At 61.3% G+C, this 20,701-nt stretch carries 20 protein-coding genes and 1 pseudogene; 16 read left to right on the top strand and 5 right to left on the bottom strand.

Translation table 11 applies throughout. From position 1 onward, the window contains the following. Positions 1–244 precede the first annotated feature (244 nt). From ASD52_RS11680 to ASD52_RS11610, 15 genes and pseudogenes are all read left to right on the top strand, one after another. Complete coding sequence (locus tag ASD52_RS11680) at positions 245–1,288, top strand: class I SAM-dependent methyltransferase (protein WP_025429949.1); 1,044 nt, start codon at positions 245–247, stop codon at positions 1,286–1,288. Positions 1,289–1,762: 474 nt separating this feature from the next. Then, complete coding sequence (locus ASD52_RS11675) at positions 1,763–3,400, top strand: amidohydrolase (protein ID WP_025429950.1); 1,638 nt, start codon at positions 1,763–1,765, stop codon at positions 3,398–3,400. 121 nt (positions 3,401–3,521) lie between these two features. Continuing rightward, positions 3,522–5,120, top strand: coding sequence for an ABC transporter substrate-binding protein (locus tag ASD52_RS11670; RefSeq protein ID WP_025429951.1), 1,599 nt, complete (start codon positions 3,522–3,524; stop codon positions 5,118–5,120). Positions 5,121–5,342: 222 nt separating this feature from the next. Next, a pseudogene (locus ASD52_RS11665) lies at positions 5,343–5,825 on the top strand (ABC transporter permease); the annotation flags it as partial. Positions 5,826–5,829: 4 nt separating this feature from the next. Continuing rightward, positions 5,830–6,651: an ABC transporter permease gene (locus ASD52_RS11660; RefSeq protein WP_025429953.1), complete on the top strand. Its 822-nt coding sequence runs from the start codon at positions 5,830–5,832 to the stop codon at positions 6,649–6,651. Next, positions 6,648–7,625: an ABC transporter ATP-binding protein gene (locus ASD52_RS11655; protein WP_057224456.1), complete on the top strand. Its 978-nt coding sequence runs from the start codon at positions 6,648–6,650 to the stop codon at positions 7,623–7,625. Before ASD52_RS11660 ends, ASD52_RS11655 begins: the two co-directional genes overlap by 4 nt. Next, on the top strand, positions 7,618–8,589 hold the full coding sequence (locus ASD52_RS11650; protein ID WP_057224454.1) for an ATP-binding cassette domain-containing protein: 972 nt from the start codon (positions 7,618–7,620) through the stop codon (positions 8,587–8,589). Before ASD52_RS11655 ends, ASD52_RS11650 begins: the two co-directional genes overlap by 8 nt. A gap of 139 nt (positions 8,590–8,728) precedes the next feature. Beyond that, positions 8,729–9,178 (top strand): ester cyclase, encoded by a 450-nt coding sequence (locus ASD52_RS11645; RefSeq protein WP_025429956.1) that lies wholly within the window; start codon positions 8,729–8,731, stop codon positions 9,176–9,178. A 168-nt stretch (positions 9,179–9,346) separates the two neighbouring features. After that, a complete protein-coding gene (gene ada, locus ASD52_RS11640; protein WP_038578736.1) occupies positions 9,347–10,441 on the top strand; it encodes a bifunctional DNA-binding transcriptional regulator/O6-methylguanine-DNA methyltransferase Ada in 1,095 nt (364 codons plus the stop codon). A gap of 132 nt (positions 10,442–10,573) precedes the next feature. Continuing rightward, entirely contained in the window at positions 10,574–11,224 is a 651-nt protein-coding gene (locus ASD52_RS11635) for a hypothetical protein (RefSeq protein WP_025429958.1), read from the top strand. Then, positions 11,221–11,868, top strand: a complete 648-nt coding sequence (alkB, locus tag ASD52_RS11630; RefSeq protein WP_025429959.1) for a DNA oxidative demethylase AlkB — start codon at positions 11,221–11,223, stop codon at positions 11,866–11,868. Before ASD52_RS11635 ends, alkB begins: the two co-directional genes overlap by 4 nt. A 135-nt stretch (positions 11,869–12,003) precedes the next feature. Next, positions 12,004–12,567, top strand: coding sequence for a methylated-DNA--[protein]-cysteine S-methyltransferase (locus ASD52_RS11625; RefSeq protein ID WP_082555528.1), 564 nt, complete (start codon positions 12,004–12,006; stop codon positions 12,565–12,567). Next, entirely contained in the window at positions 12,564–13,313 is a 750-nt protein-coding gene (locus ASD52_RS11620; RefSeq protein ID WP_192434017.1) for a 2OG-Fe(II) oxygenase, read from the top strand. The genes ASD52_RS11625 and ASD52_RS11620 overlap by 4 nt, the downstream gene beginning before the upstream one ends. Before the next feature lie 121 nt (positions 13,314–13,434). Then, on the top strand, positions 13,435–14,346 hold the full coding sequence (locus tag ASD52_RS11615; protein ID WP_025429962.1) for an alpha/beta hydrolase-fold protein: 912 nt from the start codon (positions 13,435–13,437) through the stop codon (positions 14,344–14,346). Between the two features lie 282 nt (positions 14,347–14,628). Next, positions 14,629–15,468: a phosphotransferase gene (locus tag ASD52_RS11610; protein ID WP_057224452.1), complete on the top strand. Its 840-nt coding sequence runs from the start codon at positions 14,629–14,631 to the stop codon at positions 15,466–15,468. Here the strand turns inward: ASD52_RS11610 and ASD52_RS11605 are convergent. After that, complete coding sequence (locus ASD52_RS11605) at positions 15,465–16,409, bottom strand: glyoxylate/hydroxypyruvate reductase A (RefSeq protein ID WP_057224450.1); 945 nt, start codon at positions 16,407–16,409, stop codon at positions 15,465–15,467. The two genes, ASD52_RS11610 and ASD52_RS11605, sit on opposite strands and share 4 nt — an antisense overlap. A 14-nt stretch (positions 16,410–16,423) precedes the next feature. After that, entirely contained in the window at positions 16,424–16,837 is a 414-nt protein-coding gene (locus ASD52_RS11600) for a VOC family protein (protein ID WP_057224449.1), read from the bottom strand. Positions 16,838–16,927: 90 nt separating this feature from the next. Here ASD52_RS11600 and ASD52_RS11595 point away from each other — a divergent pair, with 90 nt between their 5' ends. Beyond that, the gene (locus ASD52_RS11595) at positions 16,928–17,800 is read left to right on the top strand and encodes a LysR family transcriptional regulator (RefSeq protein ID WP_198956875.1); all 873 of its coding nucleotides are present in this window, start codon (positions 16,928–16,930) and stop codon (positions 17,798–17,800) included. Positions 17,801–17,864: 64 nt separating this feature from the next. Here the strand turns inward: ASD52_RS11595 and ASD52_RS11590 are convergent, their stop codons facing one another. The 3 genes from ASD52_RS11590 to ASD52_RS39540 all read right to left on the bottom strand — a co-directional run. Further along, positions 17,865–18,110, bottom strand: coding sequence for a helix-turn-helix domain-containing protein (locus ASD52_RS11590; protein ID WP_025429968.1), 246 nt, complete (start codon positions 18,108–18,110; stop codon positions 17,865–17,867). 291 nt (positions 18,111–18,401) lie between these two features. Beyond that, complete coding sequence (locus tag ASD52_RS11585) at positions 18,402–20,039, bottom strand: acetolactate synthase large subunit (RefSeq protein ID WP_057224447.1); 1,638 nt, start codon at positions 20,037–20,039, stop codon at positions 18,402–18,404. 390 nt (positions 20,040–20,429) lie between these two features. After that, on the bottom strand, positions 20,430–20,701 hold a 272-nt coding region (locus ASD52_RS39540; RefSeq protein ID WP_210179269.1), incomplete at its 5' end, for a hypothetical protein.

Here is a 20,701-nt window from a genome sequence, read left to right as displayed (position 1 = left end):
TCAGACGCTCCACGCTTGCCATTCACTGGATACCACAACAAGCACAAGCGGCCTCAACGACATAGTAGAAGACGCCCATTAAATTTTGATAAATTAGCCGAGACTGACGGCCGGTGCAGGGGTGTATCCAAATGGGTACTGTCCGCCAGTATTTACCATATACTCTACAAAAACTTGCAATTCGAGACGCAGTTCGCGCATTCTTGCCCACATTGTTAACAAAGCATTAACGGATGGGTTTTGCGTGAGCCAGCTTCAAATCGTATTCGATGGCGAAAGTCTTATTACTCCCCAATCAATCGCAACCGAGTTCACTTCGTCAAGAAGTGAGTTTTATGATGAGCAGTTTGCAACAGGAAAAGCCGAACTCGCCCTGATTCTCCAAATTGCACAGCAGCAATTTGCCCAGGAACTGGACCCCCGGAAGATAATACATCGCTTGGCGGCCGCACTTCACGAGACGCGCGCGAAGTTTCATCCGAGCGTATGGCAGGAACTGATCCCGATCGCACAAAAGCATCCGGTGTCGGAGTTTTTCCTGCAGGACCCTTTTACCCGCTGGTCCAGCGAAAAGCCGCGGGGTTATTCCGGCGACGCCCAACTGCTCGACTTCATCTACGGCCATCCAAGCGTTGCCGGCGAGATCGCCAAGGCGTCGCCGGTGGGCAAGGCGCTTTACGACTATACCAAGGACGCTTCGTCGTCGGTTGCTGTGCGCGAACGGCGGGACCTGCTGACCCAACATGTCGATGAGATCGCGGCGACACGCGACGGGGAGGCAGAGATCCTGACGATTGCCGCCGGGCATCTGCGCGAGGCAAACCGGTCGGTTGCGCTGCAGGAAGGGCGGATAAAGCGCTGGGTCGCGCTCGACCAGGACCCGCTCAGTGTCGGATCGATCACCAGGGATTTTCGAGGAACCAGCGTTGAAGCGATCGACGGTTCCGTCCGTGGCATTCTCACCCGGGCTCACAAGCTCGGCAAGTTCGACTTCGTCTATGCGGCGGGGCTTTATGACTACCTGCCTCACAACGTGGCAGTGAAGCTCACCCGCCGATGCCTGCAGATGCTGAAACCCAACGGCGTCTTCCTCTTCGCCAATTTCGCGACCGACATCGGCGTCGACGGCTATATGGAGACGTTCATGAACTGGGCGCTGCTGTTGCGCTCGCAATCGGACATGTGGCGCATCGTCAACGAAAGCGTCGACGGCACCAACTTCGAGTCGCACGTGACGTTCGGGGAGAACCGCAACGTAGTCTATGCGACGCTGCAAAAGCGCTCGTAACCACGACTGAAGCACATTACAGCGGCGCGCGTCATCTTTGACGCGCGCCGCTGTCGTTCGGCAAAGGCGTGATGCCGCCTTGGCATGCAAAACGACACGCTGGACACTTTCCCGTCTCAGCATCGACGTTCGCGCGCAACGAACCGTTCTCAAGGTCTCCACAGCGAAGTGTTTCGCCGGTGCGGCCGAGGGGCGAAGGTCCTTCAGGCTTGAGGACGTTCAACGGATCTACCCAGGGCTGTTATGCAATTATTTCATAGCGCCTGAAATTCTATGCATTGGCGGGCCGCTTTCCTTTTCTCTAGCATCCCCGACTGCACGACTTGTGGCCCATCGGAACGCCGCACCGGAATGGATAACGATCCAGCTTCGGCACGCAACCGATGCGGGCGGGAGACATGGGTCGTGCCGAGAGCCGGTTTGTCATCAAACCTGACTCTACGTTGCAGTGACGGCGGAGGGGAGGAGCCTTAGATGCCAGCGGGACAGAGTTTTCACGCCGACATGATCGTGCACAATGGTGTGATCTGGTGCGGTATGGCCGAGGGCGTCGTCGATGCCCTGGCAATCTGGCAGGGCAAGGTCCTGGCGACGGGCACCAGGCAGGAAATGGAAACCTATCGCGGCGCTGGCACGCAGCTACTCGACCTTCAAGGGCAATTCGCGACCCCCGGTCTCAACGATGCGCATCTGCACCTGATCTCCGTCGGCCTGACGTTGAATTGGGTCGACGCGACGCCGCAGGCTGCCCCCACTCTCGAAAGCCTGCTCGGCGCGATCAAACATCAGGCCGAAAGCACGCCGGCCGGTACCTGGATCCGGGCGCGGGGTTATGACCAGACCAAGCTCGACACCGGTCGCCATCCGCTTCGCGCGGAACTCGATGCGGTTGCGCCGCACCATCCCGTCATGGTGGTGCGCGCCTGCGGGCATGTGTCGATCTTCAATTCGGAAGCATTCCGCCTTGCCGGCGTCGACGAGAAGACTACCGTGCCGGAAGGCGGCCTGATCGAACAGGTCGCAGGCGTCCTGACGGGCCTGGTCGCGGAAAATGCGCAAGGGCTGGTTCGTGCGGCGATCCCGAAAGCCTCGACCGACGACATGATCGATGCGATCGAAAGCGCCGGAAATCTGCTTCTATCCTACGGCATTACCAGCATCATGGACGCGGCCGTCGGTCAGGTCGCAGGCTTCGACGAGATCAGGGCCTATAATCTGGCGAAGCTGAACAACAGGCTGCCAGTGCGCACCTGGCTCGTTCTTCTCGGCGATCCCAACGTTTCGATCGTGCCGCAGAGTTACGAGGCCGGTCTCGTTTCGGGTGTCGGCGACGACATGCTGAAAGTCGGTGCCGTCAAGATCTTCCTCGATGGCTCGGCCGGTGGCCGCACCGCCTGGATGAGCAGCCCCTATCTCGGCGATGACAACAATACCGGCGTCCAGATCCTTTCGGATGTGGAACTTGAGGCGCTCGTACTCGACGCGCATACCAAGGGATATCAACTGGCCTGCCATGCGATCGGCGATGCTGCGATCGGTCAGTTGATCACCGCCTACGAGAAGGCACTTGAGGCGATCCCGGATGCGGATCGCCGTCACCGGATCGAGCATTGTGGCTTCTCCAGCGACGCGCAGCACCAGCGCATGGTGAAGGCTGGGATATATCCGTGTCCGCAACAGGTGTTCATCTACGATTTCGGCGACGCTTACGTCTCGGTGCTCGGCGAGGAGCGGGCGCTGTCGAGCTATCCATTGAAGACCTGGAAGGACCTGGGGCTGAAGCCTGCGACCGGCAGCGATGCGCCGGTCTGTCATCCCAACCCGTTCCCCAATATCTACAGCATGCTGACGCGCAAGACCGCCAAGGGCACGGTGATGGACGCTCGCGAGCGGGTCTCCATCGAGGAGGCTTTGCAGGTCTATACCGAATACGGCGCGTTCTCGCAGAAGCTCGAAACCGTCAAGGGACGACTGATCCCGGGACAGCTTGCCGATATCGCGGTGTTCTCCAGGAACATGCTGACGGCGAGCCCCGAAGACATCCTCAACGACACGCGCTGCACCCTGGCAATCCGGGGCGGCGAGGTGGTCTTCGAGCGACAGAACGCCTGACGAAGGGCGAGAGGGAGCCGCAAGAGCGGCTCAATGCATCTCAACCGATCCGGGAGGTCGGATGAGATCGCGGTTTTGTTCATCCATACGCAGAACAACAAGTGGGGAGGATATGGGAATGATGAAGAAAATAGCATTACTTTCGACATTGACCGCAGCGTTGCTGGCAGGGGTGGCTTCGGTGCAGGCGGCCGACACGCCGCGGGCCGGCGGAACGGTCAACTTCGTGGCGCCCTATGGGGACAGCTTCTCGACGCTCGACATCCAGGCGTCGCCGCAGACGCAGGACGAGTTCTACGCCAAGGCGATCCATCGCACCCTTTATGATTGGGACGCGGACAAGAACGTTCCGGTGCTGGCGCTTGCGACCGACGTCGACGTCTCCGCCGACAAGCTGGTCTATACCTACAAGCTGCGGCAGGACGCCTATTTCCACAACGGCAAGCAGATGACGGCCGACGACATCATCTCGAGCTTCACCCGCATGGCCGATCCGGCCAAGGCCTATCCACCTTCGCGCTACATCGCCAACATCAAGGGCGGCGCCGACTACATGGCCGGCAAGGCAGAGGCGATTTCGGGCCTGAAGAAGGTCGACGATTTCACGCTGGAAGTGACCCTGACAGACCCGGTCGATCCGGCGTTCCTGTTCATGCGCAACAACACGGCGATCTACCCGGCTGGGGAAGCCGACAAGGAAGGCTTCCAGAGCCACCCGATCGGCCTCGGGCCCTACAAGTTTGCCGAATATGTGCCCGGCTCGCGCCTGACGGTCGAAAAGTGGGAAAAGTACTACGAAAAAGACAAGCCCTACGCCGACAAGATCAATATCCTGATCATGGGGGATGCCTCGGCGCGTGACGTCGCCTTCCGCAACAAGGAGGTCGACGTCTCCGTGCTCGGGCCGTCGCAATACGTCGCCTATCAGGCCGATCCGGAACTGTCCAAGGGCCTTCTCGAAGTCGCTGAAGTCTATACGCGCTATGTCGGCTTCAACCTCGATTTCGAACCGTTCAAGGACAAGCGTGTTCGCCAGGCGTTCAACTATGCCATCAATGCCGACCTGATCATCAAACGGCTGGCGAAGGACAAGGCCTACCGCGCGAGCGGCTGGCTGCCGACATCGTCGCCGGCCTATGACAAGGACGCGCAACCCTACGCCTACGACCCGGAGAAGGCGAAGGCACTGCTGGCTGAGGCCGGTTATGCCGATGGCTTCGACGTCGAGCTGACAGCGACGCAGAACGAAAGCTGGGGCCTGACGATCGTCGAGGCGATCATCCCGATGCTGGAAAAAGTCGGTATCCGGGTGAAGGCAAAACCGGTCGAGGCTTCGGTGCTTTCCGAAGTCGTGCCATCAGGCGATTTCCAGTCCTTCATGTGGTCGTCGGAGAGCGGCCCGGACGCCCTGACGGCGATGCAGTGCTTCTATTCCAAGACGTCGCAGGCTGCGTGCAACTACCAGAAGTTCGCAAACGCGGACTTCGACAAGCTGTTCGAGGCCGCCAAGGTCGCCAAGACCGACGAGGAAAAGAACGAGCTGCTACGCAAGGCCAACAACCTCGTTCAGGAAGAAGCGCCGGTCTGGTTCTTCAACTACAACAAGGCTGTGATGGCCTACCAGCCCTGGCTGCATGGGCTGCAGCCAAACTCCGCCGAGCTGGCGATCCAGTCCTATGAAAAGCTCTGGGTGGACGAAACCGTCCCAGCCGGACGTTGATGGAGGCGCCCCGATATCGTCGTCGCGGTATCGGGGACCTTTCCACTGGTATCTGGCACCTATGCTGTCGATAACGTAAGTCAGCGCTTACGATGCGGCAACCCGCCGGAATGATCTGGCCCGAGTGGCCTATCGCTCGGTGGCATGTGCCGGAGGACTATCGCCCGCGCATCCGTTGATGGGCGCCGCGAGGGAGGAAATGAATGCTTCAGTTCGTCGTGGCTGCTCGGCATGTATCTGTTCGCGCTGACGCTCGGCTGGTTGCCGAGCTTCGGCTACGGCGACGGCGGGCCGATGAACCTGATCCTGCCGGCCTTGACGCTCGGCGTGGCGCCGATGGCACTCCTGGCGCGCACGACGCGCGCCGCCGTCCTTGACGTGATGAACGCCGATTTCATCCGCACCGCCCGAGCCAAAGGCATGAACGGCTTTCGCCTCGTCACCTGGCATGTCGTTCGCAACGTGCTTGTGCTGATCATCACCACCATCGGCCTGCAGTTCGGTTCGATGATGGGTCAGGCGGTGGTGGTCGAAAAACTGTTCTCCTGGCCGGGGCTGGGATCTCTGCTGATCGACAGCGTCAGCCTGCGCGACATCCCGGTGGTTCAGGGTGCGATCCTCGTCATCGTCCTGTGGTTCCTGCTCATCAACACCATCGTCGATATTCTTTACGCGGTCATCGATCCGCGCATCAGCCACGGATAGATCCATGAGAATACGGCTCAATCTCCTCATCGGTGGCGTCCTCTGTCTCGTCATCATCTCAGCGGCGCTGCTTGCGCCCTGGCTGGCGCCGACCGATCCAGTGCTCGACGCGGACCTGATGAATGCGGAGCTGCCGCCGGACGCACAGTTCTGGTTCGGCACCGACGCGCAAGGGCGTGACGTTCTCAGCCGCATCCTCTACGGCGCCCGCATCTCGCTTGCCGTCGGTATCGGCTCGCAGGTCATCAACACGCTGATTGGCCTGGCGCTCGGCATTTCGGCCGGCTATTTCGGCGGCTGGTGGGACGATCTTGTCACCGGGCTCACCAACCTGATGCTGGCGATCCCGAGCCTGATCTTCGCGCTCGCCATCATGGCGATCCTTGGGCCCGGCCTTTCCAGCCTGCTGATCGCGCTAGGCTTGACCAACTGGTCATGGACCTGTCGCATCGCGCGAAGCTCGGCGCTGTCCTTGAAGAAGCAGGGCTATGTCCAGGCGGCAAAGACGCTCGGTTACGGCGACATCCGCATCATGATCACGCAGATCCTGCCCAACATGATCGGCCCGATCCTGGTGATCGGAACGCTGGGCATGGGCGATGCGATCCTTGCCGAGGCAGCACTCTCCTATCTCGGACTGGGCATCAAGCCGCCGTTCCCGAGCTGGGGCAACATGCTGACGGATGCACGCGAACTCATCGTCATTGCGCCCTGGGCGGCGATCTTTCCGGGGCTGGCGATCTTCGTGACGGTTCTCGGTCTCAATCTTTTCGGCGACGGTCTACGCGATTGGCTGGACCCGCATATGAGGGCGCGGCAGCTATGACCGAGAACTTGCTGAACGTCAGGGATCTGCGCCTCGATATCGTATCGGGCCGGGTCAGCCACAACGTCGTCGACAACGTGTCGTTCTCGATCGGGCGCGGCGAGGCCTATGGCCTCGTGGGCGAATCGGGCTGCGGCAAGAGCATCACTGCGCTTTCGATCATCGGCCTGTTGCGTGCGCCGCTCGCCGTCACGGGCGGTTCGCTGAAGTTCAACGGTCGGGACCTGAGGGAGCTTTCGAAACGCGAGTTGCGGCGGCTTCGGGGCGAGCGCATCGCCATGATCTTCCAGGAACCGATGACCGCGCTCAACCCGTTGTCTCCGGTCGGCCGGCAGATTGCCGAGATGTTTGTCCTGCACAAGGGTGCCACCTGGAAGGAAGCCGAAAGACTGGCGATCGAGGCACTCGGCAACGTACAGGTCCCGGCGCCGGAGGAGCGGGTGAAGAACTATCCGCACCAGATGTCCGGCGGCATGCGGCAGCGGGTGATGATCGCCATTGCGCTTGCCTGCAATCCGGATCTGCTGATCGCCGACGAGCCGACGACGGCGCTCGACGTGACGGTGCAGGCGGAGATCCTCAAACTCGTGAAGGAGCTTTGCGCTGCACGCGGCACATCAGTGCTGATGATCAGCCACGATCTCGGCGTGATTGCCAATATGTGCAACCGGGTCGGCATCATGTATGCCGGGCGCCTGGTCGAGGGGAGGCCGGTCGCCGACCTGTTCCTCCATCCGGCCCATCCTTATACCGACGGCCTGTTGCGATCGCTGCCGCATCTGGGCTCGCGCCGGCTGGAAGGGCGCAAGCGCCTTCAGGAGATCGAAGGCACGGTTCCCTCCATCGCCAGTTTTCCGCCGGGCTGTCGCTTTCAGCCGCGTTGCCACAGGGCGACGTCCATCTGCAGCGCCGAAATTCCACCGCCAACCGGCCTCAGCCATGATGGCTTCGTGAAGTGTTTCAACCATGAGTGATAACAACGAACCACTGGTCAGAGTCGACGGCCTGAGCGTGCATTTCCCGGTGCGCAACGGCGTCTTCGGCCGCTCGAAGCGCACTCTGCGCGCGGTCAACGACCTGAGCCTGACGCTGAACCGGGGCGAATGCCTGTCGATCGTCGGCGAATCCGGTTGCGGAAAGTCGACGCTTGCGCTTTCGATCCTCGGACTTCAGGAGCCGACCGCGGGCGAGATCTATTTCGAAGGGCGATCGATCACCGGCAAGGCGCGGCCCTCCCGGCTCGAGCGTGCCGGCATGGCGCAGATGGTGTTTCAGGACCCGTACGCGTCGCTCAACCCCCGTCAGACGATCTACACGTCGCTGGCGGCACCGCTGAGATTGCACGGGATTTCCGACCGCAAGGAGATCGCGCGACGCATCGAAGAGATGATGCAGTTGGTCGGATTGAAACCGGAGCGGGCGGGGCGTTTCCCGCACGAATTTTCCGGCGGCCAGCGCCAGCGCATCGGCATTGCCCGCGCTTTGATCCTCAACCCTAAGGTCGTGGTGCTGGACGAGCCGGTGTCGGCGCTCGACGTCTCGATCCGCGCCCAGATCATCAACCTGCTGCTGGAACTCAAGGAGCGGCTGGATCTGTCCTACATCATGATCAGCCATGACCTGAGCGTGGTCGAACATATGAGCGACCGCGTGGCGGTGATGTATTTCGGCCAGATCGTCGAGACCGGCAGCTGGGACCGGGTCTTCAGCGAACCACAGCATCCCTATACCCGCCGCCTGATCGGGGCGATCCTCGATCCGGTCACCGAGCTGACGGGCCAAAGCCCGGTGGATCCTCGTGAAACACCGGAACCGCCGCCGGGCTATGACTACTACCCCAGAGAATTCGGAAAGCATGACGTCTACAGCCTGCCGCCGTCTTCGCAATTGATTGCGCTTCGGGACGACCACAGCGTTCGTCTGATCGCGCGGGGCTGAGCCGGCGCTCGGAATTGCGAACTGGTTTCGATTGGAGGGTAAGAACCGGAGTTTTGGGCGCCGTAGCTCAGGCTACCTTTATGCGCAGGCAACCGGCGTTATCGACGGTCGAGCCCGTGTCAATTCGAGGAGAAAGCCAATGAGCAAGGAAGAAGACAACAAGGCGGTGGTCAGCAGATGGTTCACAGAGTTTTGGGGTCGCGACGTAGATCTTTCCATCGTCAACGAGATCGCGTCTGCAGACATGCTGTTGAAATATTCCCTGCATGAACCGCGCCGCGGCCATGATGATATCAAAGCCTTCATGACCGATTTCCGTGCCGCGTTCCCGGATCTGAACTTCTGGGGCACGGCCGACCTCATCGCCGAAGGCGACTATGTCGTCGGCCAATGGGAAGGCGGCGGCACCCATACCGGCGCTGCCTTCGACGACTTCCTGGCCGGCAGTCTGCCGGCAGGAAGTGGCCGCAAGATGCGCTTCACGGGGACGACGGTTCTGAAGGTCATCAACGGCAAGATCGTCGAGGAGATCGGTCTCGACGACGGGGTTGCGGCCCTGACGCAACTCGGATTGATGAAAGCGGCCTGATCGATCGGGTGCCACGCCACGCACAGGAAACGGGTGGCGTGGCCCAGCCTTTTTGGCGAAGCTTCTTGGAGCAGCAGATCGCCCGAGTGGTGGTCAATCTTGAGCTTGAAGGCCGCGACCCGGATACCTCCCAGGCGCGACCGGCATGAGGAGCGTCCGACGATGAATATGGCGACGACATTCCCAACCGCAGCTGCCGCGACCAGGGTCCCAGTCGCGCGCGACCCGCGCTGGGTCGCCATCGTCAGCCGCGACAAGGCTTCCGACGGGCATTTCTGGTATTCGGTCACGACCACCGGCGTCTATTGCCGCCCCTCATGCCCTTCACGCATCGCCAATCCCAAGAATGTCCAACTGCACGACACGCTTGAAGGCGCGAAGGCGACGGGCTTTCGCCCGTGTCGGCGGTGCAACCCGGACGGCCCATCCAGCGATGAGGCAAACGCTGCCATCGTCGTTAGGGCTTGCCGGCTGATCGAAGACAGCGATGAAGAGCTGGCCTTGGGCGATCTGGCCGCTGCCGTCGGCAAGAGCCAGAGCTATTTCCATCGGCTGTTCAAGGCAGCGATCGGCTTGACGCCAAAGGACTATGCGGCTGCTCATCGAGCTGCCAAGGTTCGTCGTGGGCTGGAAGCGGGCAACAGCGTAACGGAGGCGATCTATGAAGCGGGCTTCAACTCGAGCGGTCGTTTCTACGAGAACTCGACTGATATTCTCGGCATGACGCCGGCACGCTACCGCGCAGGCGGCGCGGATGAGGAAATCCGATTTGCCGTCGGCCAGACGTCGCTCGGCGCGATCCTCGTCGCATCAAGCCGGAAAGGTGTCGCGTCCATCCTGCTCGGAGACGATCCGGAGGCGCTTGTGCGCGACCTTCAGGACCGTTTTCCGAAGGCGGAGCTGATTGGCGCCGATGCCGACTACGAGGCGCTTGTCGCACAGGTGGTCGGCTTCGTCGAAGCCCCGGGCATCGGCCTCGACCTACCGTTCGATGTTCGCGGGACAGCATTCCAGCAGCGGGTCTGGCAGGCCCTGCAGGAAATTCCGGTCGGCAGGACGGTGTCCTACGCGGAAATTGCCCGTCGCATCGGGCAGCCGAAGGCGGTTCGTGCCGTCGCTGGCGCATGCGCGGCGAATAGCCTCGCCGTTGTCATCCCGTGCCATCGGGTGGTGCGGAATGATGGAGCGCTGTCGGGTTATGCCTGGGGCGTCGAACGCAAGCGCGCCTTGCTCGACCGCGAGGCGGCCCGTGGAGCCGCTTAATGGGTGCCGCCGCGCGGTGTCGCGCCCAAATGGTTATCTTCGCGGCGACGAAGCGGTGCGTCGGGCTGCATATCGCCCGCCCGTTCGATGGTATCATTTCCGACGTAATGCGGCCCGGGGAGATCCGCCTGTATGAATAGCGTTCGCCAGCCCCTCCAGAATCGCGTGACGCCATTCGGCGACATTATCGCTATCGCGCAGCGCGGCCTGTTCACCGGCAACCGCGGCATCATCCACGACCCCGAGACTAAAACCCTATTGCGGCGGCGGTGGACGTCCAAGGCGTGGCTGATCTGCACCTGCGAATACGGGGATCGCCGGCGCGACGTCATGGCCGGCCGAAGCTGGACCGAGCTTTTCTTCCTCGACGAGGCCGTGGCGCTGGCGGCGGGGCACCGCCCGTGCTTCTTCTGCAGACGGGAGGCCGCTCTAGTCTTCAGAGTCGCCTGGACTGGCGGCTTGATGGCGTCGCCTTCGGCGGGCGAACTCGATGCGGTGCTCCATAGCGAACGAGTTCTACGCGGACAGAAGCGCATCCATCCGTTGCCGTCGCCAGTCAGGGATCTACCAGACGGGACGATGGTGGTGGCATCCGGCTTTGCCTTCACGCTCGCATCCGGGCGCTGTTTCCGCTGGACCGAGGCGGGTTACCTGAGCCCGGAAATGGGCATCATCGCTGAGGGAATTCTGACGCCGCCTTCGACCGTCAGGGTTCTTCGGGCCGGTTACCGCCCTGTCCTTCATCCCGACATCACCAATTTTCTCTCCGGAAAGACGCCATGACTGACCTATTCGCCAAGCTTGCCGTCGAACCGTCACGCGAGAGCATGGCCGAAGGCGCGACGCTGCTTCGCGGCTTTGCGCTGTCGCTTGAGGGGCAAATCCTGCCGGGACTGCGATCGGTCATTGCTGAGGCACCGTTCCGGCACATGGTGACACCGGGCGGCTACACGATGTCGGTTGCGATGACCAATTGCGGGGCGGCCGGATGGGTCACGGACCGGAGCGGGTACCGCTACGACCGGCTAGACCCGGAGAGCGGCAAGCCGTGGCCGCCGCTGCCATCGTCCTTCCTCGACCTTGCCATCGCGGCGGCGACCGAAGCAGGCTATCCGGATTTCAGACCCGATGCCTGCCTGATCAACCGGTACGAACCGGGCGCACGGCTTTCGCTTCATCAGGACAAGGACGAGCGCGATTTCTCGCACCCCATCGTTTCGGTTTCGCTCGGGCTCCCCGCCACATTCCAGTTTGGCGGACCAAACCGCACCGACCCGATCCGCAAATACGCGCTGCGTCATGGCGATGTCGTCATCTGGGGTGGGCGGTCGCGCCTATTCTATCACGGGGTCACAGAGTTGAAGGACGGCGAACACGAGACCCTTGGCCGCATGCGCATCAACCTGACCTTCCGGCGTGCACGTTAAGGGACCATCGATGTGATGCGGGCGGCGCTGCAGGAGACAAGTCTTTTCGATTTGAAAGCAAGGAGCGGAGTTCGGCCAAGGCGACGCATCTCTAGGGTCGGTGAAGAGAACGGAACGGAACAAGGAGTTAGTCTCATGAACCTCATCGACAACCGGACGCACACCCCGCGACCGCGGCAAGCCGTCGACGTCGCTAACCGCACAACCGTGGAGTATGGCGTTGCACAAGCAGAGTTGGGCTGTGTTCTGATCGCGCGCAGCGTCGGCGGTGTTTGTGCGATCCTGATCGGTGCTGACGCGGAGCAACTGGAGCGAGATCTTGCGGATCGTTTTCCTGGCCGTGCATTGAACCGGAACGAAGCCGGACTTCGCACCGAGCTGGCGAAGGTCCTTCGCTTCATCGATAACCCTGGCGAGGGAATGGATCTCCCGCTTGCCCTTCGCGGGACAACACTCCAGCGCCGTGTCTGGCAGGCGCTTCGCGCGATCCCGGCGGGGACGACGATCACTTACGCCGAGCTGGCGGTCCGCGTTGGCGCACCGACATCCGCGCGCGCCGTTGCCAACGCCTGCGCCGCCAATGTCATCGCTTTGGCCATTCCATGCCACCGTGTCGTGCGCAGCAGCGGTGAACTCGCCGGCTACCGTTGGGGCATAGAGCGCAAGCGCACGCTGATCGCCAAGGAGGCGATGCTATGAATCCGCGCATTTCAATGGCTATTGCAGATCGGACCGAACAGGCTGTGGAGACGCATGTCGCAGCTTACGATTGGCAGGCGATTTCGGACGCGTTGAACGGCTATGGCTGCGCGGTCATGGAAAAGCTTCTGTCGGCGGACGACTGCCGACGGATTTCGGCGCTCTACAAGGACGAGCAGCATTTCCGCAGCCATATCCACATGGCCAGGCACGGTTTCGGCAAGGGGGAATATCGCTACTTCAAGTATCCGTTGCCGGATCTGCTTGGCGGTCTTCGCACTGCGCTCTATCCGCGCCTCGCCGACGTTGCCAACCAATGGAACGGTCGCATGGGGATCGAGACGAGATATCCGGCGGAGCACCGGGAATTCCTGAGGCAGTGCCACGATGCGGGCCAGACACGGCCAACACCGCTGCTGCTGCAATATGTGCCCGGCGATTTCAATTGCCTGCACCAGGACCTCTATGGTGATCTTGCCTTTCCGATACAGGTCGCGATCCTTCTTTCCGAACCGGGAAAGGATTTCACGGGCGGTGAATTCGTGCTGACGGAGCAGCGTCCGCGCATGCAAAGCCGGGTCGAGGTCGTTCCCCTCCGCCAAGGTGATGCCGTGGCTTTTGCCGTTCACAACCGGCCGGTTCAAGGCACGAAGGGCAATTATCGCGTCAACCTGCGCCATGGCGTCAGCCGTGTCAGGTCAGGCCTGCGCCACACTGTCGGCATCATCTTTCACGACGCAAGATAGCGCGGCTCGCACCGCCGCTTTCATGGCTTGCGGTCAATGTCCCTCGCTTTCGGGTGAGGGGCTTTGTTTGACAACGACTTCCTTCCGCCTATTTGCCAAGCCTGCAGACAGGAGGAACTCGATGTTCAAAACGACCGTTCTTGCCGGCTTTCTCGCGCTCGTTTCCTTGGCCAATTCCTGGGCGGCGAACGCGGGCACGGTGCTCGAAGGGCAAAAGATGCCCAGCAGGATTCTCGGCAAGGATGTCGAATATACCGTCTATCTCCCGCCGAAATACGAGGCCGGGAACCGCTCCTACCCCGTCATCTATCTCATGCATGGCGGGGGCAAAGGCAAAAATACCGACTGGTATCGTTTCGGCGGAGCCGACCGGGTGTTCGACCGGATGATCGAAAGCGGGGAGGTGCCGGCCTTCATCGCAGTCACGCCGGAAGGGCGCCGGGACAAGGAGAACAGATTCAACACCTACTACATGAACGACGCTGACGGCGGTTACCGCTGGCAGGACATGTTCCTTCAGGAGTTCGTAACCTACATCGACCACACCTACCGGACGGTGCCGGAGAAGGAAGGGCGCGGGATTCTCGGCCTTTCCATGGGCGGCTATGCGGCCATCGCCTTCTCATTCAAACGGCCTGAGATGTTCTCCGCCGCTGCGGCGCTGAGCGCGGCCTTTCGAACAGACGGTCAGGTCGTCGAGATGGACCAGTCGGGATACGATCGTCGCTATGGCAAAGCCTGGGGGCTGGGGCTTGCCGGCAAGGGCCGTTTGAATGCCGCCTATCACGACAACAGCGTGCTCGATCTGGTCGAGACGATCCCTGCCGAGCAAATCGGCAAGACAGCGCTCTATATGGATTGCGGTTCGAGTGACGATTTCTTCGCTGGCAACTCCGAGCTCCATTTGAAGCTTCAAAAGCTTGGCGTGGAGCACCGCTTCATCGCACGGGAGGGCGGCCATGACTGGGCCTATTGGCGCAGCGGTTTGCCCGAAGCGCTGAGCTTCGTCGGCGCCAGCTTCCGAAACGGCTAGGGCATCGGGCGCACACCCCCCCCCCGGCTTGGCACTGTGACACGCCTATGCGTCGGATGGGATGTGTTTTCGCAGGAACACGCTTGCCGCGTGATAAACTTGATTATAGAAGACAAGTATTGGCGCACGACACCCGACCGACCCGTTGGCACTCCACGAAGTTATGCAGTATGTCCCTGAAAACGCGTGGCCACAGCCGCCGCATTGCAGTTCGCTGACGAGGGCGGAATGGTGGCGTTTGGCAGAACCTTTGAGGACGCTGTTGCTTGGAGAGGGCGGACGATGCGTCCGAGCATAGATGAAATAGTATCGGTCCTCGGGCGGCTGGAAATCCTGTCGGCGGAAGTCATCGACACCGGGCAGAACAATCATGTGCTCGACACCGGGCAATTGATCATTCGGGTTCCACGGCATGACGGCGCGTGTCGTGATCTCCTGCGGGAAACGAAGGTCCTTGCGGCTCTTGCCGGGCGGCTGCCGCTGCCCGTTCCGGCCGCAAGCGTTGTGACCCTTGCCTCGGGCATTGTCGCGACGCACACGAAATTGCCCGGCACGCCTTTGCTGGATCTCGCCGGCATGAGCGACACCCGGCGACAACAGCTGGCGTCGGCACTCGCCGGCTTCCTCCGGGCTCTGCATGCGCTGCCGCTCGATACTCTCGGCGTGCGGAACGAAGCGCATGATCCCCTGACGGAATGGCGCGACCTTTTTTCTGATGTTGTCGAAAAGGTTCTGCCGCTCGTGCCGGCCGACATTGCCATCGCAATTCGAGGTAATTTCGAACGGTTTCTTTCGGCTGACAGCGAACAACTCGCCACGGCGATCATTCATGGTGACATTGGCACGGGAAACATTCTCGTCGACGACGGCCAGGTCTCGGGCGTTATCGACTTTGCGGGATGCTCGATCGGCGACCCTGCTCATGACCTCGCCAGCCTTTCCGCCGGCCTGGGCGACGATTTCCTCGCGCTCATGCACCCATACTATCCCGGGATAGATGCGATGCAGGACCAGATCCGCTTCTATCGCAGCACCTTCCCGCTGCTGGACGTCCTCTTCGGCCTCGAGCATGGTGACGATGTGGCGCTGAACGCGGGGCTCGAGGCACTAAGACGCGGCTAGTACCCGCGCTTGATATCGATGGCTGCGGGCAGTGCGCCGGTCGCATAATACCGATTGATATTATCAGCGACGATCACGGCGGCCGTGTTCCTGTCGGTCGGCGCGGAAATGTGCGGCAATACCGTCACGCTGTCATGCCGCCAATAGGGCGACGTGGGTGGCAAAGGCTCGGCGTCGAAAACATCGAGCACCGCATGCGCGATATGCCCAGCGTCCAACGCCGCGATCAGGTCGACGTCGACGATGATCGGCCCGCGGGAAAAATTGATGAGGCGCGCGCCGGTTTTCATGGATGAGAGGCGACGGGCATCGAGCAGGCCGTGGGTCTCTGATGTCAGCGGTAACAGGCTGGCGACTATGTCGCTTGTCCGCAAGAGCCGATCGAGGCCGCTCTCGGCGCTGACCATATCGACGCCGTCTATCTGCTGCGGCGACCGTGCCCAGCCCGTAACCCGGAAGCCGGCTGCCGTCAGTTTTCCTGCCGCTGCTTTTCCGAGAAGCCCCATGCCCAGGATCCCGACCGTGAGATCGCCTGGCCGGCGGTACGGATGCTGCCGCCAGATTGCCGCCGCCTGCTGCCTGCGGTAGGCGGGCATGTCGCGGTGAAGATAATAGGTCCAGGCAAGGATCGCTTCCGCCATGACCCGAGCCAGCTCGGGGTCTTCAAGCCTGACGATCGGGGGCGCTGCCTGGCCGAGCTCGGCGACCAGTCGCTCTACCCCTGCCCAAAGACTGTGTATCCACTTGAGATTGGGTAGGGCCGCCACGTGCCCAGGATCGGGATTGGCAACGATGGCGATTTCGGCGGCGTCGCGCTGCGCATCGTCCATCTCGTGGAAGTGCACGATTTCGTTCTCCGGCAACAGCCTGGCCAGGATGGCCACCCAGGCCTGTTCGTCGGCGCGGTCGATGCGCGTCACCAAGGCGATAGGCTTCTTCACATCCGCCTCCGGTGTCAGCGTGCAAACAGGCTGTCGAAATCGGCAAACCCCTTGACCTCGATGGGATTGCCGCTCGGATCGAGGAAGAACATCGTCCGCTGCTCGCCGGGCTCGCCTTCGAAACGCACGACCGGCGGAATGTCGAAGCGCACGCCCTTTTGTTCCAGGCGCTCGGCCAGCACGAACCAATCCGCCAAGCGCAGCACCACGCCCATATGCGGCATCAGTACGAGGTAGTTGCCGACCTTGCCGGTCCGCGTGACTTCGAAGGGCTTGCCCAGATGCAGCGACAGTTGATGGCCAAAGAAATCGAAATCGACCCAGGTATCCGTGCTGCGCCCTTCCTCGCAACCAAGCACGTCGCCGTAGAACCTGCGGGCCTCATCGAGATCGGTGACGTGAAAGGCGAGATGGAAAAGCGACTTCATCTGGAACTCCTGTGTCTCCGGTTGACACAGGGATAGCGTCTTGAGAGGCTAAGAAAAACTATGTAATTCTTTCTCTGAGAATAAGGATTCATGGTGGATATTCGCTTCCTGCAAAGCCTAGTCGCCACGGTGGAAACGGGGTCCATCGCAGCCGCTGCACGCCGGGAAAAGTTGACGCCGGCCGCCGTCAGCCAGCGCATTCAATCGCTCGAACGGGCTCTTGGGTGCATTTTGCTTGCCCGCGGCGCCCATTCGGCCCAGCCGACGGAGGCCTGTCTTTCGCTGTTGCCGCGGGCGCGTCTCTTAATCCGGGAAGTCGAAAACCTCAGATACGACGTTGCAGGCGGCGGTCTTGCCGCCGAGTTGAAAATCGGGGCGATCTCGACGGCGCTGACAGGCATCTTCCCTGAGGTTCTGGACGAACTCTCCCGTCGGGCGCCGAGCCTGAAGCTGATACTGCGCCCCGGTTCGTCGTTGCAGCTCTACGAACAGTTGCTTGCAGGCGAGCTCGATGCCGCGGTTCTGGTTGAACCGCCATTCTTGCTGCCAAAGGGATTGGCGGCATATGTCATTCGCCGCGAACCGCTTGTGTTCATCAGCAGGGATGCGACGGAACCTGACGATATCGCTGAGCAAATCCGGCAGGCGCCGTTCATCCGCTACGATCCGGGATCCTGGGGCGGGCGGCTGTCGTCACAATATCTCGCCGATGCCGGGCTTGATCCGGACATTCGTTGCGACATGGACGCGCTCGAAACCATAGCCATGCTCGTGGCCAACGGGATGGGAAACTCCGTCGTTCCGGCCTGGCAGGGCCTGGGACGGGACGGATTTTGCCTGGTCGAGGTACCCGATGCCGCCTCGTACGAGCGCAGGATTGTTTTCCTGCATCAGCGCGTGCCAAGTCGCCCCACGCCGCTTGCGCTACTGAAGGAGATTCTATCGCAGGGTTTTACAGGTTGATTGGCATCGCTCCAAGAACGCCGGGTGGGTGTCGCGTCTCGTGTGGACGCGACGCCCATTGGGCCTAGCTGAGCAGGAAGGTGGTTAGGGGCAACTGAAGTGCGGCGGCGATCCGACGGAGCTTGGCCGGATCGGTGTCGACACCAAGCTCGATGTTGGTGATTTCGATGTCGGTCAGCCCGCAGGTGAGCGCAAGTTCGTCAACGCTGTAGCCGATCGCTTGACGGGAACGTCTGACGGTATCGCCGATATCGACATGGGCCAAAGCGCCCGTGGTGGAGGCATCAAGATTGTTTATCGAAACAGTCATGAAGTGGTCCTTCGGTTGTGCGCGAAGAGCGAGGCTTTTCGCGTGAAGGCGGCATGCAGCCAAGAAAAACTCGGCCAAAAACAGGCGCCGAGTGCAGTGCAATATAAGTCCAAAAGATGGCAGCGCAAGGCTTGTTGCCAATCACGGCCATGGGGCCGCCTTGATTGGCAACATTAGGATCCATGGTGAGACGAAGGCCGGGGTGTCCTTTGGATACGGGCCCGTCAGGCCGGTCGCCCGATTAAGGCAACGGCTGGCGGGCCTATGTTACTCGCCTGGAGAAAGCAGGTCTTAAGAGCGGGTGCGCAGCTCATCGACCAGCACGCGCATGTTTTCGGAATAGTCGATCGGCACATCGACGAGATGCACGCCGCCGCCGGTAAAGGCAGCCTCGAGCGTCGGCACCAGCATGTCCGCGCTCGAGACCCGCGAGCCCGTCGCACCATAGGCTTCCGCGTAGCGCACGAAGTCCGGATTGCCGAATGTCAGGCCGAAATCCGGGAAATCGTCAACGGCCTGCTTCCAGCGGATCATGCCATAGGCACTGTCGTTGAGGATGACGACCACCAGATTGAGGCCGAGGCGAACGGCGGTCTCCATCTCCTGGGAGTTCATCATGAAGCCGCCGTCGCCGCACACCGCCATGACGCGGCGCTCGGGATAGAGCATCGCCGCCATCATTGCAGAAGGCAGGCCGGCGCCCATGGTGGCGAGCGCATTGTCGAGCAACAGCGTGTTGGCGACATGGGTGCGGTAGTGCCGGGCAAACCAGATCTTGTACATGCCGTTGTCGAGGCAGACGACACCGTCTTCCGGCATCACCTTGCGCACGTCATGGACGATACGTTGCGGCGTCACCGGGAACCGGTCTTCGTCTGCGCCTTCGTTGAGCTTGTCGAGAATGGTCTGGCGCAGGCTGAGCAGCAGCGGTTCCGGATCGAGCTTGCCACCGAGCCGATCGGCGATCGCGGTCACCGTCGTGCCGATGTCGCCGATCACTTCTGCGTCGGGATGATAGACCTGCTCGACATTGGCCGAGCTGTAGCCGATGTGCAGAACCTTCGGCCCGCCTTCGCTGCGCATCAGGAAGGGTGGCTTTTCCACTGTGTCGTGACCGACGGAAATGATCAGGTCCGCCTGATCGATGGCATCATGCACATAGTCGCGCTCGGAAAGAGCGGCCGTGCCGACATAGAGGTTGGAGCCGCCGTTGACCGCGCCCTTGCCCATCTGGGTGTTGAAGAAGGGGATGCGCATCCGGCGGACAAAGGCGGAGAGCGCATCCACGAGCCGCGGGCGGCTGCTGGCCGCGCCGATCATGATCAGCGGCCGCTTGGCCGCAAGGATGATCTCAACCGCCCGGTCGATGGCAGCAGACGGCGCCACCGGCCGGTCGAGCGGGTGAACCGGAATGATCGGCGCCTCACCGATGGTTTCGCCGGCGACATCCTCCGGCAATTCAAGGTGCACCGCACCGGGTCGCTCTTCCATGGCCACGCGAAAAGCGTCGCGAACGGCAGCCGGAATGCTGCCGACGCTGACGATCTGTCGCGTCATCTTGGTCAAGGGCCGCATCGAGGCAACGACATCGACGATCTGGAAGCGGGCCTGGCGGGCCGTCTTGATCGGCTTCTGCCCCGTGATCAGGATCATCGGCATGGCGCCGAGATTGGCATAGGCGGCGCCGGTCGAAAAATTGAGGGCGCCGGGGCCGAGCGTCGCCATGCAGACACCCGGCTTGCCGGTCAGGCGCCCATGCGTCGCGGCCATGAAGGCTGCGGCCTGTTCGTGCCGGGTCAAAACCAGCTTGATGCGGGATTTACGCAGCGACTCCACCACATGCAGGTTTTCCTCTCCGGGCACGCCGAAGATGCAGTCGACCCCTTCGTTCTCCAATGCAGCAATCAGAACGTCGGAACCTTTCATCATCTTTCGAACCCTTTCAGCGAGTGTCGCAATGTGTATCGTTCGTGGAGCGTTGGCCCGGCGATTGCCTGGGGCGGCGGACCGGGATCGCCGCTCTCGAACAGTATCGTCCTCGATTGCAGACGCAACCGCATTTCGCGTCGTGTTTGAGCCTCGGCGGCCACCGATCTGCCCGCTGCATGCCCCTGGCTTTGCATCAGCGGGTGACGATTTCGCTCCGGTTGCCGCAGGAATCCCGGAAATCCGGTATTTTCGCCCAGGCGATACCGCCCATCTCGCCCTGTTGATAACTCTCGCTTCCAATTCGTTTGTATTTTCAATGTGTTGTTCGATCTTGTCGATTTTTTGCGATTGAGTGTTGACGTATGTGAGGGGTGGGGTCTATAAGCCCGATCACTGAACGAGGGCGGCGGCGCTGCTGGCGACGATGTCCTTCGTTTTAAGGTTTCCTTGATTGGCGGATGCTGATTGGTCGGGACGCGAGTTTCGGCGGGAAGTTTTGACGGTTTGACCGTCTGTTCTTTGACAGTTGAATATAGAGAAAGAGAAACGTGGGCGGCGGAGCTCGTGAGGAACCTTAACTGGTTCTTTGTGAAAGAGACTTTGGCGGTCACGTTTTATCAAGAGACTAACACCAGTCTTCTCGATGTCGGATGGCATTGATT

The organism is Ensifer sp. Root142, assembly GCF_001426785.1.
GTDB classification, from domain to species: domain Bacteria; phylum Pseudomonadota; class Alphaproteobacteria; order Rhizobiales; family Rhizobiaceae; genus Ensifer; species Ensifer canadensis.
Note: the sequence above shows the minus strand (reverse complement) of the source record. Positions and strands in the feature narration are given on the sequence as shown.

Excerpts from the sequence above, each read along its gene's own strand:
- ASD52_RS11675 (WP_025429950.1), top strand. The coding sequence starts at position 1,763 with ATGCCAGCGGGACAGAGTTTTCACGCCGACATGATCGTGCACAATGGT.
- ASD52_RS11670 (WP_025429951.1), top strand. The coding sequence starts at position 3,522 with ATGAAGAAAATAGCATTACTTTCGACATTGACCGCAGCGTTGCTGGCA.
- ASD52_RS11660 (WP_025429953.1), top strand. The coding sequence starts at position 5,830 with ATGAGAATACGGCTCAATCTCCTCATCGGTGGCGTCCTCTGTCTCGTC.
- ASD52_RS11655 (WP_057224456.1), top strand. The coding sequence starts at position 6,648 with ATGACCGAGAACTTGCTGAACGTCAGGGATCTGCGCCTCGATATCGTA.
- ASD52_RS11650 (WP_057224454.1), top strand. The coding sequence starts at position 7,618 with ATGAGTGATAACAACGAACCACTGGTCAGAGTCGACGGCCTGAGCGTG.
- ASD52_RS11645 (WP_025429956.1), top strand. The coding sequence starts at position 8,729 with ATGAGCAAGGAAGAAGACAACAAGGCGGTGGTCAGCAGATGGTTCACA.
- ada (WP_038578736.1), top strand. The coding sequence starts at position 9,347 with ATGGCGACGACATTCCCAACCGCAGCTGCCGCGACCAGGGTCCCAGTC.
- ASD52_RS11635 (WP_025429958.1), top strand. The coding sequence starts at position 10,574 with ATGAATAGCGTTCGCCAGCCCCTCCAGAATCGCGTGACGCCATTCGGC.
- alkB (WP_025429959.1), top strand. The coding sequence starts at position 11,221 with ATGACTGACCTATTCGCCAAGCTTGCCGTCGAACCGTCACGCGAGAGC.
- ASD52_RS11625 (WP_082555528.1), top strand. The coding sequence starts at position 12,004 with ATGAACCTCATCGACAACCGGACGCACACCCCGCGACCGCGGCAAGCC.
- ASD52_RS11620 (WP_192434017.1), top strand. The coding sequence starts at position 12,564 with ATGAATCCGCGCATTTCAATGGCTATTGCAGATCGGACCGAACAGGCT.
- ASD52_RS11615 (WP_025429962.1), top strand. The coding sequence starts at position 13,435 with ATGTTCAAAACGACCGTTCTTGCCGGCTTTCTCGCGCTCGTTTCCTTG.
- ASD52_RS11610 (WP_057224452.1), top strand. The coding sequence starts at position 14,629 with ATGCGTCCGAGCATAGATGAAATAGTATCGGTCCTCGGGCGGCTGGAA.
- ASD52_RS11600 (WP_057224449.1), bottom strand. The coding sequence starts at position 16,837 with ATGAAGTCGCTTTTCCATCTCGCCTTTCACGTCACCGATCTCGATGAG.
- ASD52_RS11595 (WP_198956875.1), top strand. The coding sequence starts at position 16,928 with ATGGTGGATATTCGCTTCCTGCAAAGCCTAGTCGCCACGGTGGAAACG.
- ASD52_RS11590 (WP_025429968.1), bottom strand. The coding sequence starts at position 18,110 with ATGACTGTTTCGATAAACAATCTTGATGCCTCCACCACGGGCGCTTTG.
- ASD52_RS11585 (WP_057224447.1), bottom strand. The coding sequence starts at position 20,039 with ATGATGAAAGGTTCCGACGTTCTGATTGCTGCATTGGAGAACGAAGGG.